Here is a 13,702-nt window from a genome sequence, read left to right as displayed (position 1 = left end):
CTTGGTCGCCAAAGACGCCTCCAGGGAACCTTACAAGGAACCTCACAAGGAACCTTGGCGCTATTCGGCCGCTGGAATCAGCATTGCGCTACGGGTGACGCCTCGCGGCGGTCGCGACGACATCGACGGGATCGAGCAATTGGCCGATGGCCGCAGCGTGCTCAAGGTGCGGGTGCGCGCGATCGCTGATGGCGGCGAGGCCAACAGGGCCGTTTTAGTGCTGCTGGCAAAGTCGCTTGGCGTCCCCAAGGCCAGCGTGAGGCTCCTGTCCGGAGCCACTTCGCGGCTGAAGCAGATCGCGGTCGACGGCGATCCGGCGTGGCTCGGCGAGGCCCTGCGCCAGCTCGTCCAACTCAAATCTGCGGCCGCCAAATCGACAGACTGAGGAACTGACATGACCGCCAAGATCATCGATGGAAAAGTCATCGCCGCCGAGCTCCGTGCGCGCGTGGCCGACGAGGTTGCCCGGGTCAAGCGGGAGCACAATCTGGTGCCGGGTCTCGCTGTGGTACTGGTCGGCAACGACCCCGCCAGCGAGGTCTATGTCCGCTCCAAGCACACCCAGACCCAGGCCGCCGGCATGGCCTCGTTCGAGCACAAGCTGCCGGCCGACGTTTCGCAAGCGGATCTGCTTGCCGTCGTCGCGAAGCTCAATCGCGATCCAGCCGTGCATGGCATCCTGGTCCAGCTGCCGCTGCCGAAGGGCATCAATACCGAGGCCGTCATCAACGCCATCGACCCCGCCAAGGACGTCGATGGCTTGCACCCGAACAATGCCGGCCGGCTCGCCGGCGGATTCCAGGCGCTGTCACCCTGCACCCCGCTCGGCTCGATCATCCTGACCAAGAGCGTGCACGCCTCGCTCGAAGGCATGAATGCCATCGTCATCGGCCGCTCCAACCTGGTCGGTCGTCCGCTGGTGCAATTGCTGCTCAACGAGAACGCCACCGTGACGATCGCGCATTCGCGCTCGCGCGACTTGCCCGGGCTCGTGAAGAAAGCCGATCTGGTTTATGCCGCGGTCGGCAAGCCTGAGATGGTGCGCGGCGATTGGCTGAAGCCGGGCGCGACCGTGATCGACATCGGGATCAACCGGATTCCGAAGGAGGACGGCAAGACGCGCCTCGTCGGCGACGTCGCCTATCAGGAAGCGCTTGAAGTGGCCGGCGCCATCACGCCGGTGCCGGGCGGCGTCGGCCAGATGACGGTCGCCTGCCTCCTGGTGAACACGCTGCGCGCGGCCTGCGCGATCGCAGGGCTGCCGAAGCCGGCGGTGTAGTGGAGGGCCTCGTGCCCCGGACGCAGCGCAGCGCTTCTTCAGCGGTGCGCTGCTGAGCCGGGGCCCAGTGGCAATGTGGGTCCCGGCTCAGCAGCGCGTCATTTCATGCCGCGCCGCGTCCGGGACACGGAAGCTCAGCCCTTCTTCTTTTTCTTCTCGCGATCCATGCCTTCGAGGATCAGCTTGTGCGCTTCCTCCGGGCCGCCCCAGCGCAGGATCTTCACCCATTTGCCCTTCTCGAGATCCTTGTAGTGCTCGAAGAAGTGCTGGATCTGCTGCAGCGTGATGTCGGGAAGGTCGGAGTACGATTTCACCTTGTCGTAGCGCTGCGTCAGCTTTGACGACGGCACCGCCAGGATCTTCTCGTCGCCGCCGGCCTCGTCCTCCATGAACAGCACGCCGACCGGACGCACGCTCATGACGGCGCCGGGAATGATGGCGCGGGTGTTGACGATCAGGACGTCGCAGGGGTCGCCGTCATCCGACAAAGTGTGCGGGATGAAGCCGTAGTTACCGGGGTAACGCATCGGCGTGTACAGGAAGCGGTCGACCACCAGCGTGCCGGCTTCCTTGTCCATCTCGTACTTGATCGGTTCGCCGCCCACGGGGACTTCGATGAGGACGTTGACTTCCTGGGGGACGTTCTTCCCGATCGAGATCGCATCGATACGCATTCAAGGCTCCGTTGTTGCCGAGGGTAAATCGCGCCCGGCAGCGATTTTGGCGCTGTCATACGCGGGCTTGGCCCGCTGATCCATCGCGTTTTTGTGAAATAATGAATCCCGAAGTCACCGGCTCAAGGGCAGCGGTATCGACGGACGGAAGGTCAGGGCTGCCGATCCAGCTTTCAGCAGCTCAATTGGTCCAGGCGAAGGCAACCTTGTCGAGCGACTTCGGCCCGAACCGCTCCGAGGAGCGCGCCACCATGCGGCCGCCCAGCGCCCGGTAGAACTCCGTCGCCGGATCGTTGTCCGAGAGCGCCCACACCACCATGCTCTTCAGCCCGCTCTGCATCAGGTCGCGGCGGGCGGCGGCGAACAGGCGACGGCCGAAGCCGAGGCCCTGGAATTCCGGGCGCAGGTAAAGCTCGTAGATCTCGCCGTCGAAATGCAGGCTGCGGGCACGGTTGCGACCGTAATTGGCATAGCCCGCGATCTTGTCACCGAACACGAGCACGCTGACGCGGCTGCCCTTGCGGATCGCGCTGTCCCACCATTGCGGGCCGCGGCGGTTGATGAGCTTTTCCAGCTCAGCGCCGGGAATGATGCCCTGATAGGCGGAGCGCCAGGCTTCGTCATGAGTGGACGCCACCGCAGTTGCATCTGCAGCTTTGGCCGGCCGGACCTCGATCAGGGTTGTGCTCATGGGCGTGATCAAACCAAGTCGCCGGGCCGGCGGCAAGACCTATCGTTAATTATCGGTTAACGTGTGGACTTTGTGCATCAGTATCTTAACCATGTTGTACCGAAAAAAGACAAGGCGCCAACTCCGAGGGCACCGGCATGCCAAGCGTCAGTGCAAAACTTCCGTTGCGACAACAAATGAACGGCAATGGTGACGCAGAAAGCCCGTCCAGAGTGATTCGTTCCTACTAGTGTCGCTGTCACTGTTCGTGTTCGCCCTCGGCCATCCATGCGGTTCTTCAACACTATCGCGCTCCTGCCTCTGCTGGCGTTGCTGACTGCGCGGCCTCTGTGCGCTCAGGTCACGTTTGGCCCATCGGGCGAGGAGGGCGAACCGCTGCGCCGACAAGAGTGGCGCGTACCATCGCCGGATACCGACATTGCCGCGCGGGCCCTGCTGTTTCGCCCCGCTGGCGCCGGTCCGTTCCGACTTGTGGTGATCGCGCACGCCTCGACGCAAAACGTCCTGCGTCGTGCGCAAATGCCGCAGCCGGAATACCGTCCGTTCGCCGCCTTTCTCGTCGCGCGCGGTTTCGCCGTGCTGGTGCCGGAGCGGCTCGGCCATGGTGCGACCGGCGGCCGCTATGCCGAGGACCAGGGCGGATGTGACGAGGCGGATTATGTGCGTTCGGGCCGTGCGACGGCCGAGCAAATCCGGCTCGCGCTGGAGTTCTTGCGAAAGCAGGATTTCATTCGCAAGGAGGACGCCGTAGTGATCGGCCATTCCGCCGGCGGCTGGGGCGCGCTGGCGCTCGCCAATGCCGATCCGAAGGCGATTGCCGCGATCGCGGTGTTCGCGCCCGGGCGCGGCGGCCATGCCAATGACGAGCCGAACCGGATCTGCGCGTCACACACGCTGCTTGCCGCTGCAACGGAGTTCGGCAAAGCCGCGCGTATCCCCGTCACCTGGCTCGTTGCGGCCAATGACAGCTATTTCTCGCCGTCGTTTTCGAAGAGCTTGGCTGACGCGTTTCGTGGCGGTGGCGGCAAGGTCGATTTCCGCGCGCTTCCTGCGGTCGGTAGCGAGGGGCATTGGATGATCGAGACCGAAGCGGGCGTCAAAGCCGCCAGCAGCGAGCTCGACCGCGCGCTGAACTTGCCGAAGCCCATGGCGACCAAGAAGCCATGACGCTGTATTTTCTGGTCAAGTTCCTGCATGTGCTCGGCGCCGTCGTCATTCTCGGCACCGGAACGGGCATCGCCTTTTTCATGCTGATGGCGCATCGCACGAATGATGTGGCCTTCATCGCACGCACCGCTTCGGTGGTGGTGATCGCGGATGCGATCTTCACGCTCTCCGCCGTGCTGCTGCAACCCCTGACGGGCGGCCTGCTGATGATGCTTTCGGCGACGCCGATCACCGAGCGCTGGCTGCTCGCCTCGCTCGCGCTCTATGCCGTCGCCGGCCTGTTCTGGATTCCCGTGGTGTTCATGCAAATCGAGATGCGCGATCTCGCGCGCAAGGCTGCCGATCAAAACGCGGCCTTGCCGGAGCGATATTACGTCCTGTTTCGCCGCTGGTTCGCGTTCGGCTTCCCCGGTTTCGGCGCGACGATGCTGATCCTGTGGCTGATGATCGCAAAACCGTTTTGAGAGACGCGATGGCTGAACGAACCATCCTGGTGCTCGGCGCCTCCGGCCTGATCGGCCGCTTCGTCACCGACGATCTCCGCGCGCGCGGCTTTCGCGTGGTCGGCGTGGCGCGCAGCCTGTCGCCGGCCCAGAGGATGAGTGCGCTGGATATCGCGCTGCCGATCCTCTCGCGCGATGCGGCAGCTCTGGCGCGGCTGCTGCGCGAGCATGCGGTGGATGTCGTCGTGAATTGCCTCGGCGTGCTCCAGGACGGCGCTGGCAGCGACACTGGCGCCGTGCACCGCGATTTCGTCACGCGATTGCTTGCGGCGATCGGCGACAGCGGCCGCGCGATCCGGCTGGTGCACATCTCGATTCCCGGATCCGCGGAGGCTGACCGCACCGCTTTTGCGACGACCAAGCGCGAAGCCGAGCGGCTGATCGCAGCCTCCGGCATTCCCCATGCGATCCTGCGTCCAGGTTTCGTCGTTGCACCGTCAGCTTATGGCGGCAGCGCCATGCTCCGTGCGCTCGCAGCGTTTCCGCTCGATCTCCCAAACAAGGAGATGACAACGCCGTTTCGGCCCATCGCGGTCGAGGATATTGCGGCGACCATTGCCTGGCTCGCCGCGTGCGACATTGACGACGCTGCCGTGCAGGCGGTGAGCTGGGATCTGATGCAGGTCGAGCCGGTCACCGTGGCCGGCGTCATCAAACCGTTTCGGCTTGCCTTCGGCACGTCTGGGTGGCCGCGCATCGCGATGCCGTCGTTCATGCTGGACCTCGGCGCGAAGATCGGCGATCTCGCCAGCCATCTCGGCTGGATGTCGGCGATGCGCTCGACAGCCATCGCCGAGCTGCGCCGCGGCGTGCAAGGTGATCCCTCGGCCTGGATCGCCGCCACAGGCATCACACCGAAGACGCTGGTTGAGACGATCGGCCGGCATCCCGCCACCATTCAGGACAAATGGTTCGCGCGCCTGTTCCTGGTCAAGGCGCTGATCTTCGCAAGTCTGGTCGCGTTCTGGCTCCTCTCCGGCTTCATCGCACTGTTCGTGTCCTACCGCGCCGCCGCCGGCATTTTGACGGCGCACAACTTTCCGCCCGCGCTGGTCGATCCCATCACCGTCGGCACCAGCCTGATGGACATGGGCATCGGCGTGCTGATCGCCTTCCGGCGCACGGCGGCGACCGGACTGGTCGCGGGAATTCTCGCGTCGCTTGGCTATATGGTGGGTGCGGCGATCCTGACACCCGACCTCTGGATCGAGCCGCTCGGTGCGCTGGTGAAGACGGGACCGGCGATCGTGCTGATGCTGGTCGCGCTGCTGATGCTGGATAACCGCTGATGCCAAAATGGCCCGACGACGACGTAATCCTGTTCGACGGCGTCTGCATCTTCTGCTCGCGTTGGGTTCGCTTCGTGGCCGAGCGCGACACGGCGAGGCGGTTTCGCTTCACGCCGATCCAGTCGGAGTACGGCGCGAAGCTTGCGCGCACGTTCGGCATCGATCCCGATGACCCCGACACGAACGCCGTCGTCCACGGCGGCGAGGTGTTCATGAAGTCGGACGCCGCGCTGACCGTGCTGTCGCTGCTTCCCGGCTGGAGTTGGGTGCGCGCGTTGTTCGTCGTGCCGAAGCCGCTGCGGGACCCGCTCTACAGCCTCATCGCACGCAATCGCTATCGCATTTTCGGGAAGTATGACGCCTGCTTCCTGCCGGATGCGGATCTGCGGGCGAGAATCATTGAGTGACGCGACAGCGGTGCCACAAGATTGGTGTCGTCCCGGCGAACGCCAGGACCCATAACCACAGGATGGGGTTTGGCGACGACTGGAAGTTAGGGAGCATTCCGCGGGACTCGCATCACGCGTGACGGAAAGATCACGCGGTATGGGTCCCGGCGTTTGGCCAGGACGACATCAGTGGGATGGCTGGCGCCCGATCGTGGCCAGCACTTCCCGCGCAGCCCGCTCCCCACTGTCCCGTGCCCCATGCGCGGTCGTGAATAACTCCGGCGACGTTGCTTCTCCCGCGAAGAACAGCCGCCCATCCAAGGGTACGGCCAGCACGGCGCGGTCGCCGGCGTGGCCGGGCAGAGCGTGCGAATAGGAGCCGCGCGCGAAGGGGTCATGCGCCCAGCGCGATTCATACAGCGGCTTCAGCTTGCGGCGGATATCGTTGCCGAGGAATCCCGCGATCTCGCTGATAGCGTGCGCGGCGATGGCGCCTTCGCCGGCGTCCTCCAGCGCGCGGGCAAAGCTGCCGCCGAAAAAGCCTTCGATGCAGGGCTGGCCGAATGGGCGGATGTGGTAGGTGCCCATCTCCGTGCGCATGGTGGCGCCGCGCAGATTGCCTTCCCTTGGAAAAGCTTCGGCACCCTCGAGCGCCAGGGTCACCTTGTCGTCGACGCCGAGCGGCAGGCCGGCGGCGGCGTCGACCTTGGACGGCAGCGGCGGTGAGAAGCGGATCGTCTCGTCGGCGATCAGATTGGTCGGCGCGGTGACGATCACCTTGTCCGCGACCAGCGAGCCCTGCGATGTCTCGACGCGGATGCGCTTGCCCGAATGATCGATCAGCGTGACTTTGCAGTCCAGCGCCACCGGGCAGGGCGCGCCATAGGCCGCGATCAACGCGCCATAGCCGCGGCGGACCCGCCAATTGAGGTTCGTGTCCTCATAGGCGTCCCAGTCCAGCGTCGACATATCCTTCAGCTCGCAGCCGTTGATGTAGGTCGAGACCGCGTCGATCATGGGATTCCAGCGATTGCCTGGCTCAAGGCTTCGACTCGCCGGTTCATCCTTGCCCGTCCGCGCGGCCTGCCAGAGGCGTTCGTAGAACGCGTCCATCGCGCGCATGAAATCGTCGCGCAGCTCCTGCGGAAACGCGTTGCCATAGGCGCGCTCGCGCCAGGGCGGCAGGTCCTTGTTGAGCTCGAAACCGAGCTGCGTTGCGATCGTAACGAAGGAGTTCTTGTCGGCCGAATGCAGCCAGCCGCAGCCGACGTCGAAGGTCACCTCGGGCGAGGCCTGCACCGTCCAGGCTCGGCCGCCGAGCCTGTTGCGCGCCTCCAGCACGATCACCGAAAGGCCGGAGCCGGCCAGCGCATGCGCCGCGCCGAGGCCGGCGGCACCGGCGCCGATGATCGCGACGTCGACGGAGGAGGGCAGGGGCATCGAGGGGCGAATGGTGAGTGGCGAATGGCGAATAGAGTACAAGAAACGCGGCCTCTGGCCAAACGTCCCTATTCGCTACTCGCCGTGCCCCATTCGCGCGCTTACGCCACCGCTTCCTTGGCCTTTTCCGCGCGCTTGCGCTCGTTCGGGTCGAGGTGCTTCTTGCGCAGGCGGATCGACTTCGGGGTGACCTCGACGAGCTCGTCGTCCTCGATATAGGCGAGCGCCTTTTCCAGGGTCATGCGGATCGGCGGGGTCAGGCGCACGGCTTCGTCCTTCGAGGTCGTGCGGATGTTGGTGAGCTGCTTGCCCTTGAGCACGTTGATCTCGAGATCGTTGTCGCGGGTGTGCTCGCCGACGATCATGCCCTTGTAGACCTTCCAGCCCGGCTCGATCATCATCGGGCCGCGGTCTTCCAGCTTGAACATGGCGTAGGCCACGGCTTCACCCTGATCGTTGGAGATCAGCACGCCGTTGCGGCGGCCCTGGATCTCGCCCTTGTACGGCGCATAGCCGTGGAACAGGCGGTTCATGATCGCGGTGCCGCGGGTGTCGGTGAGCAGCTCGCCCTGATAGCCGATCAGGCCGCGGGTCGGCGCGTAGAACACCAGGCGCTGACGGTTGCCGCCGGACGGCTTCATCTCGATCAGCTCGGACTTGCGCTCGCTCATCTTCTGCACGACGACGCCGGAATGCTCCTCGTCGACGTCGATCACGACTTCCTCGATCGGCTCCAAGGTGGCGCCGGTGGCCTCGTCCTTCTGGTAGACGACGCGCGGACGTGACACCGAGAGCTCAAAGCCTTCGCGGCGCATGGTCTCGATCAGGATCGCGAGCTGCAGTTCGCCGCGGCCCGAGACTTCCATCGCGTCCTTGTCGGCGGCTTCGACCACGCGCAGCGCGACGTTGCCTTCGGCTTCGCGCAAGAGACGGTCGCGGATCATGCGGCTCGTCACCTTGTCGCCTTCGGTGCCGGCGAGCGGGGAATTGTTGACGATGAAGGACATCGACACGGTCGGCGGATCGATCGGCTGGGCCGGCAGCGGCACCTCGACGGTCGGGTCGCAGAAAGTGTCGGCGACGGTGCCCTTGGTCAGGCCTGCGATGGCGACGATGTCGCCCGCTTCGGCTTCATCGAGCGGGGTACGCTCGAGGCCGCGGAACGCCAGGATCTTGGTGATGCGGCCGGACTCAACCAGCTTGCCGTCGGCGTTCAGCACCTTGACCTGCTGGTTCGGCTTGAGCACGCCGGAGGAGATGCGGCCGGTGATGATGCGGCCGAGATAGGGGTTGGCTTCGAGAATGGTGCCGATCATCTTGAACGGACCTTCCTCGACCTTCGGCGGCGCGACATGGCGCAGGATCAGGTCGAACAGCGGCTCCATGCCCTTGTCCTTCGGACCCTCCGGGCTGTCGGCCATCCAGCCCTGCTTGGCCGACCCGTAGAGGATCGGGAAGTCGAGCTGCTCCTCGCTGGCGTCGAGTGCCGCGAACAGGTCGAACACCTCGTTGATGACTTCGGTCGGGCGCGCGTCGGGGCGGTCGACCTTGTTGATGACGACGATCGGCTTGAGGCCGACCTTGAGCGCCTTGGAGACCACGAATTTGGTCTGCGGCAGCGGGCCTTCGGCGGCGTCGACCAGCACCAGCGCGCCGTCCACCATGTTCAGGATGCGCTCGACCTCGCCGCCGAAATCGGCATGGCCCGGCGTGTCGACGATGTTGATGCGGGTGTCCTTCCACTGCACCGAAGCCGCCTTGGCCAGAATGGTGATGCCGCGCTCGCGCTCCAGATCGTTGGAGTCCATGGCGCGGTCGGTCACCTTCTGGTTCTCGCGGAACGTGCCCGACTGCTGGAGGAGTTTGTCGACGAGGGTCGTCTTGCCGTGGTCGACGTGGGCGATGATGGCGACGTTACGGAGGTTCATGAGTGAGCTTCTTTGCGTTCGTACAATGGGTTAAGCGCGATCTCGCCGGTCGGACCGGGACCTCTTCTCGAAACAACGCTGGAAGACTGGAAACGGGCGCTCGCCGCCCAAAAAGGAAGCCCGGCCATATCGACCGGGCACCCTACGCGTTGCGGCGCAATATATGCAAAAACCGCCAAAAAACAATGCGTTCTTTGGGCCTTGGTTGACTGAATTTTATCCGGGAATTTCCGGGTCTTAGCGATCGTTTCGGATTGGCGGGGCCTTTCGCCCCTTGATCGCCGCCCAGATCAGGGCTGCCCCGCCGATCCCCACGAAGAGGCCCAGAAAGACCAGCGGCGCGATGTCGGAATCGACCCGGCCACTGTCGGATATGGAGATTCCGCCGAACAGCAGGGCGCACAGGCCGGGTAGCAGCAGGATGATGCCCGAGATCACCATGAAAGCGGTGAGGCAGCCGCTGCGGGCCTGGGCGGGCGTCGGAACGGGCGGCAGAATTGGCGGCGGCGTATCGCTCATTGTGATGCCTCCTCGCTTTGCTTCGCCTCGCGATAGGTCTTCCCTTCGAGCGCGGCGCGGATGCCGTCGATCTCTCCGTTGCGGTAGAACAGGTTGTAGGTGTCGAACGGGATGATCGCGCCCTGCTCGGTCACGAAATGAATACAGCTGCGCTTGACGTTGCCGACGCAGAAATTGAAGCGGTCGAGAAACTGCACGATGGTGACACGGAAGACGTTTTCGTACGAGAGCCCCTCCGGCACCTGAAAGCTCGGCAGGCAGCACAGGAGTTCGCAGACCCGCTCGGACGTGTTGAGCGGGCCCGATGACAGCGAGAACAGATCGACAAATTTTTCCCGCAGCACCGGATATTTCTCCGGGCTGATGGTGTTGGGCATCACGGCAACCAGCTGCTCCTGCGGGATCAACGAGGTCAGCGGCAGCACCTTCTCAGCCCTGCGCAGGCCGTAGCCGATCGAGATGCTTTCGGGATTGCAGGGCAGCGGGATCATGTCCTTGTCGCCGAACACGCCGGTCTCGATGACGCGCTTGCGGATCTCCGACAGCATGATGCGGTCGGTCTTCGCGTCGAAATCATCGTTGCGGCCGGCGTCCTGCACCGGCTGCAGCGTGACGCCGCGCACGCATTTCCAGGTCAGCGCGTGGCGAACGATGTCGCCGATCTCGGAATCGTTGACGCCGCGCTTGATGGTCGCGACCAGCGTGGTCGAGACGCCGTAATGCTCGAGATTCTCCAGTGCCTGCTGGCGGATTTTCCGCAAATCCGCGCCGCGCAGGTTGATCAAGGCGTCGCGCTGCAGCGAATCGAACTGGAGATAGACCTCCAGCCCGCGCTTGTTCTCGGCTAGCTGCGCCGCAAAGTCCTTTTCGCGAGCGATGCGCAGGCCGTTGGTGTTGATCATGACGTGCCGGATCGGGCGGGCGCGCACGGCATCCAGGATCGCGAAGAAATCAGGATGCAGCGTCGGCTCGCCGCCGGAGATCTGCACGAGGTCGGGCTCGCCTTCGCTGGCGACCAGCGCGTCCAGCATCTTCTCGATGGTCGCGAGCGGAGTGAATTTCGTGCGCGCGGGCGAGGATTCGGCGAAGCAGACCGGGCAGGTGAGATTGCAGTGCTCGGTGATCTCGATCAGCGCCAGGCAGGAATGCTGCTCGTGGTCGGGGCAGAGGCCGCAATCATAGGGGCAGCCGAACTCGGTGCGATGCTGGAATTGCAGCGGGCGGTCGCCGGGCTTGATGAAATCCTTGCACAAGCGCCAGTAGGCGGCATCCGTCGACACCAGCGTCGATTGGACGCCATGCTCCTTGCAGCGCTTTTCGTACCAGACCTCGTTGTCGATGATCTGGATCTTGGTCGGCACCAGCTTCAGGCAGACCTCGCAGAGAGATTGGGTCTGGCCCCAGAAGATGTAGGGACGCGACTTACGCAACGGCGCGTTCATGCAAGTAACTCATTTTGCAAGCGTCTCGCTTTGGGGGCCGTCGCCAGCATGACGCCGGCATAGAGCAGGATGGACAGCGACAGCAGGTGAAACAGGGAGAGCGGACCGATCAGTGCGCCGTAGGGCTTGAGGAATTCCCACAGGAAGCGTTGCGCTCCATAGTAGGCGAGAGCCAGGTAGAAACCATTGGTGATCGTGAATGCGTTCCGGTTCAAGACCGCCAGCACATAGGCAAGCGCGAAGATGGCCATGGCCGCGCTCTCGTAGAGCTGGACCGGATGGCGAAGAACGCCGTCGCCGAAATCATGCCCCCAGGGCAGCGCCGTCGCCGTCCCATAGGTGAAGTCGTCCAGGCCCGCGAAATAGCAGCCGAGCCGGCCGATCGCGATGCCGACGGCCAGCGGCAGCGCAAACCGCGCGCCGGTGCGCAAGGTGATGCCGGCCGTCCATTTGTAGAGCTCGATCGCCACGATGCCGCCGGCCAGCGCGCCCTCCACCGAGCGCGCAATGCCGCTCTGCCCCGACAGCCACAGATTGGCGGAACCGAAAACATAGGCGCCGAGGCCGGCGCCGAACACCAGCGCAGCGATATAGGGCATCTGGAAGGATTGCGCGGGAAACTGCAGGCGCTGTCGCGATAGCCACCAGACTGCGGCGGCCGCGGCCAGCCACGCCAGGATGTCGAAGACGGTGTGAAGAAAAGCCCCGCTCATGCGGGGAGACTATAGCACGGCCGCGTCCAAACGCGCGCCGCGCATGATTGCGCCCTCTCCCCTTGTGGGAGAGGGCATCGCCGTTCGCAAACACAGGTTCATTGGGGTGAGGGGTTCTCTCCCCGAATGTGCTGCATCAATGTTCGCGGAAGCAACCCCTCATCCGGCGCTTCGCGCCACCTTCTCCCACAGGGCGAGAAGGAAGAAGCTAACCGGCCTCGCGTTCCTCGGTCGGATAGACGCCGCGCAACACCTCCTCGAAATGCATCTTCACGGCATCGTTGCACAGGCAGGCGCGAAGCTTCAGGCCGTCGCGGTTGAGAACGAGGATCGATCCGCGCCGCGTATCGAGAATCCGCTCGGCCTTGAACGATTGCAGCACGCGGCTCGCATAGCTGCGGCCAACGCCGAGCAGCGTCGCAAGCTGCTCGTGGGTCAGCGGCACGCTGCTCTCGTCGCCGGTCCGCTCCATCGCCGCCAGAATCCATTTGGCGGTCCGCTGCTCGATCGAATGGATAGCGTTGCAGGCAGTCGACTGGAAGATCTGCGCCAGCATGCAGTCGGCATAGCGGGCGAAGATGTTGCGCAGCGACGCCGAGCGCAGCTTGGCGGCCTCCAGCTTGGCGACGTGAACGCGCGCAAACGGCCCGCCGAATTTCACGCAGATCCGGGTATAGGCCGGCAGGAAACCCTCGCTGACGATGCCACCCACCGCGCCTTCGCGGCCGACCAGGATGGTTTCGACGTCGCGGCCGTCCTCGTTGGGGACGAGAAATGTCGCGAGCGCCGGTCCGCAGGGGAAATGGACCACCTGGACGTCGTCGCCGGGGCTGTAAAGCAATTGGTTGGGCACGGCATTTTCGACGGCCACGTGCGGTGCGAGCATGGCGTAATCTGCCTGGCTCAACCGCCGCAACAAATTGTTGGCCGGTCTGCTTTCGACCTCGCTTGCCCTGCCGATACGCACATCCATCGCGAACTCCCCCGTCCTCCCTCCGACCATAGCGGGCTCCGTCCATCCTTTGTGTGCACAAGTGGACAGACTGGAGAACGGCGATGTGGTGGGTTTCGTTCCGGGAACCCTCCGATGCGCTGTGCGCAGGCATCGTGTCGCGGCAGTCCTGATCCGCAAAACCCCACATTTGAAGATGTGATCATGGCATCCGCACCCAACGATGGCTCCGGCCGGCCGGCCAACGTCCTGATCGTCGAGGACGACCCGATCATCGCGATCGATTTCGAGGACCGGCTGCTCGGTTTCGGGGTGATCAGCGTGCGCACCGTCGGGTCGGTGGCGCAGGCGCTGGATGCCATCGCGCAACATGCGCCTGACTTTGCCCTGCTCGACGTCGAGCTGATCCGCGAGACCAGTTTTGCCGTCGCCGAGCGGCTGGTCGCGCTGAAGATTCCGTTCGTCTTCGTCACCGGCTACGGCGCCGAGGCCCGGATTCCGCCGGAATTCTCCGGCCAGCCACGGCTGCAGAAGCCGTGTTCGAGCGACGCGCTGGAGGCGGCGCTGAAGCTGCGCGCTGCCGGTTAGAAGCGTTTCCCAGCGTCCAGCGGTCAGCTCTGCTTAGGATCGAGCGTCGTCGACCACAGCGCGACGTCGGCACGGTAGCGCAAGGTCACGATCATCTGGCCGGAGGCGCCGTCGATCTTGACGTGGCC

Annotated in this window: 15 protein-coding genes; 7 read left to right on the top strand and 8 right to left on the bottom strand. The window is 64.5% G+C overall.

What is annotated here, in order from left to right:
* Position 1: 1 nt before the first annotated feature.
* Both Q0743_RS14465 and folD read left to right on the top strand, forming a co-directional pair.
* A complete protein-coding gene (locus tag Q0743_RS14465; protein ID WP_298242208.1) occupies positions 2-385 on the top strand; it encodes a DUF167 domain-containing protein in 384 nt (127 codons plus the stop codon).
* Positions 386-394: 9 nt separating this feature from the next.
* Positions 395-1,279 carry a bifunctional methylenetetrahydrofolate dehydrogenase/methenyltetrahydrofolate cyclohydrolase FolD gene (gene folD, locus Q0743_RS14460; RefSeq protein WP_298242207.1) on the top strand — a complete coding sequence of 295 codons (885 nt, stop codon included), beginning with the start codon at positions 395-397 and terminating at the stop codon, positions 1,277-1,279.
* Between the two features lie 134 nt (positions 1,280-1,413).
* Here the strand turns inward: folD and ppa are convergent, their stop codons facing one another.
* Together ppa and Q0743_RS14450 are read right to left on the bottom strand one after the other, a co-directional pair.
* Positions 1,414-1,953, bottom strand: a complete 540-nt coding sequence (gene ppa / locus Q0743_RS14455; RefSeq protein WP_100175344.1) for an inorganic diphosphatase — start codon at positions 1,951-1,953, stop codon at positions 1,414-1,416.
* Positions 1,954-2,134: 181 nt separating this feature from the next.
* Positions 2,135-2,644, bottom strand: a complete 510-nt coding sequence (locus Q0743_RS14450) for a GNAT family N-acetyltransferase (protein WP_008136728.1) — start codon at positions 2,642-2,644, stop codon at positions 2,135-2,137.
* Between the two features lie 267 nt (positions 2,645-2,911).
* Between Q0743_RS14450 and Q0743_RS14445 the strand changes: the two genes are divergently transcribed.
* The 4 genes from Q0743_RS14445 to Q0743_RS14430 are packed head-to-tail and all read left to right on the top strand — an operon-like array spanning position 2,912 to position 6,010.
* Entirely contained in the window at positions 2,912-3,811 is a 900-nt protein-coding gene (locus Q0743_RS14445) for an alpha/beta fold hydrolase (protein ID WP_298242206.1), read from the top strand.
* Positions 3,808-4,275, top strand: coding sequence for a DUF2269 domain-containing protein (locus Q0743_RS14440; RefSeq protein WP_298242205.1), 468 nt, complete (start codon positions 3,808-3,810; stop codon positions 4,273-4,275). Before Q0743_RS14445 ends, Q0743_RS14440 begins: the two co-directional genes overlap by 4 nt.
* Before the next feature lie 8 nt (positions 4,276-4,283).
* Positions 4,284-5,603: an SDR family oxidoreductase gene (locus Q0743_RS14435; RefSeq protein WP_298242204.1), complete on the top strand. Its 1,320-nt coding sequence runs from the start codon at positions 4,284-4,286 to the stop codon at positions 5,601-5,603.
* Entirely contained in the window at positions 5,603-6,010 is a 408-nt protein-coding gene (locus Q0743_RS14430; RefSeq protein ID WP_298242203.1) for a thiol-disulfide oxidoreductase DCC family protein, read from the top strand. Before Q0743_RS14435 ends, Q0743_RS14430 begins: the two co-directional genes overlap by 1 nt.
* 168 nt (positions 6,011-6,178) lie before the next feature.
* On the opposite strand, the gene Q0743_RS14425 is transcribed toward Q0743_RS14430, so the two are convergent.
* The 6 genes from Q0743_RS14425 to Q0743_RS14400 all read right to left on the bottom strand — a co-directional run bounded on the left by Q0743_RS14425 (position 6,179) and on the right by Q0743_RS14400 (position 13,007).
* Entirely contained in the window at positions 6,179-7,432 is a 1,254-nt protein-coding gene (locus tag Q0743_RS14425) for an NAD(P)/FAD-dependent oxidoreductase (RefSeq protein WP_298242202.1), read from the bottom strand.
* Between the two features lie 101 nt (positions 7,433-7,533).
* Positions 7,534-9,360 carry a translational GTPase TypA gene (gene typA / locus Q0743_RS14420; protein WP_060734456.1) on the bottom strand — a complete coding sequence of 609 codons (1,827 nt, stop codon included), beginning with the start codon at positions 9,358-9,360 and terminating at the stop codon, positions 7,534-7,536.
* 237 nt (positions 9,361-9,597) lie between these two features.
* Positions 9,598-9,879: a hypothetical protein gene (locus Q0743_RS14415; protein WP_298242201.1), complete on the bottom strand. Its 282-nt coding sequence runs from the start codon at positions 9,877-9,879 to the stop codon at positions 9,598-9,600.
* Positions 9,876-11,321 carry a radical SAM protein gene (locus Q0743_RS14410; protein ID WP_298242200.1) on the bottom strand — a complete coding sequence of 482 codons (1,446 nt, stop codon included), beginning with the start codon at positions 11,319-11,321 and terminating at the stop codon, positions 9,876-9,878. Before Q0743_RS14410 ends, Q0743_RS14415 begins: the two co-directional genes overlap by 4 nt.
* A complete protein-coding gene (locus Q0743_RS14405) occupies positions 11,318-12,034 on the bottom strand; it encodes a prolipoprotein diacylglyceryl transferase family protein (RefSeq protein WP_298242199.1) in 717 nt (238 codons plus the stop codon). The genes Q0743_RS14410 and Q0743_RS14405 overlap by 4 nt, the downstream gene beginning before the upstream one ends.
* Positions 12,035-12,242: 208 nt before the next feature.
* Positions 12,243-13,007, bottom strand: a complete 765-nt coding sequence (locus Q0743_RS14400) for a Crp/Fnr family transcriptional regulator (RefSeq protein WP_298242198.1) — start codon at positions 13,005-13,007, stop codon at positions 12,243-12,245.
* 183 nt (positions 13,008-13,190) lie between these two features.
* Here Q0743_RS14400 and Q0743_RS14395 point away from each other — a divergent pair, with 183 nt between their 5' ends.
* On the top strand, positions 13,191-13,574 hold the full coding sequence (locus Q0743_RS14395; RefSeq protein ID WP_298242197.1) for a response regulator: 384 nt from the start codon (positions 13,191-13,193) through the stop codon (positions 13,572-13,574).
* Positions 13,575-13,702: the final 128 nt, after the last annotated feature.

The organism is uncultured Bradyrhizobium sp., assembly GCF_936943645.1.
Taxonomy (GTDB): domain Bacteria; phylum Pseudomonadota; class Alphaproteobacteria; order Rhizobiales; family Xanthobacteraceae; genus Bradyrhizobium.
Note: the sequence above shows the minus strand (reverse complement) of the source record. Positions and strands in the feature narration are given on the sequence as shown.